Here is a 668-nt window from a genome sequence, read left to right as displayed (position 1 = left end):
CAGATAGCCAACAGCAACGCCGTCAGAAGGGCGGCATAACAACAACCGGGTATAGCTTATCAAGCCCACAAAGCTGTCCGAACGGACGGGACCACCTCAGACGGACTGGCTTCACGACCCATCCGCTCCCGATCGAGCATCAATTCAACATCGTGGATCGTCTGAAACAGGAAACGCCGCGCCAGTTCCCGGAACCAGCCATAGACCGTTCGCCAATGCCCGAAATGGATCGGCAACATTCGCCAGCCACAGCCCGAGCGGACCAGATAGCGCACCGCGTTGATCACTTCGCGGAATTCAATTTCCCGCGGACGTCCCATGCGCCCAGGCTCAGGCATCAGTGGCGCGATCCGCGCCCATTCCTCATCCGTCATGTCAGACGGATAGCGCTTCGTCTTGCGGGTGATACTGGCCATCCGGCCTCTCTGCTCTGGCGTCCACATCCAGGGCTTGAATCACACCCTCACCGAATTTCCAAACAGGCTCTCACAGGCCATGATCTTCGTCGCCATGGGGGCCAATCTCATCCGAAGAAACGCTCATCCATGACTTTCCAAACAGGCTCTAACAGCCTGTCGGGTTGGTCATTTTGAGGGTTATAAGGCCGAGGCTGACCCGGCTTATGCCGCCTGAAGCCGTGCCATTCTTTTGCAGTTGTATGCGAGAGC

The 668-nt window shown here is 57.5% G+C and carries 1 pseudogene; it reads right to left on the bottom strand.

Annotated features, from left to right (window positions below):
* Positions 1 to 98 precede the first annotated feature (98 nt).
* Positions 99 to 443 (bottom strand): annotated as a pseudogene (locus CFR80_RS18650) (transposase); the annotation flags it as partial.
* Positions 444 to 668: the final 225 nt, after the last annotated feature.

It is taken from the genome of Komagataeibacter oboediens (genome assembly GCF_003207815.1).
Taxonomy (GTDB): Bacteria; Pseudomonadota; Alphaproteobacteria; order Acetobacterales; family Acetobacteraceae; genus Komagataeibacter; species Komagataeibacter oboediens.
This window is presented reverse-complemented; position numbering and strand designations above follow the sequence as displayed.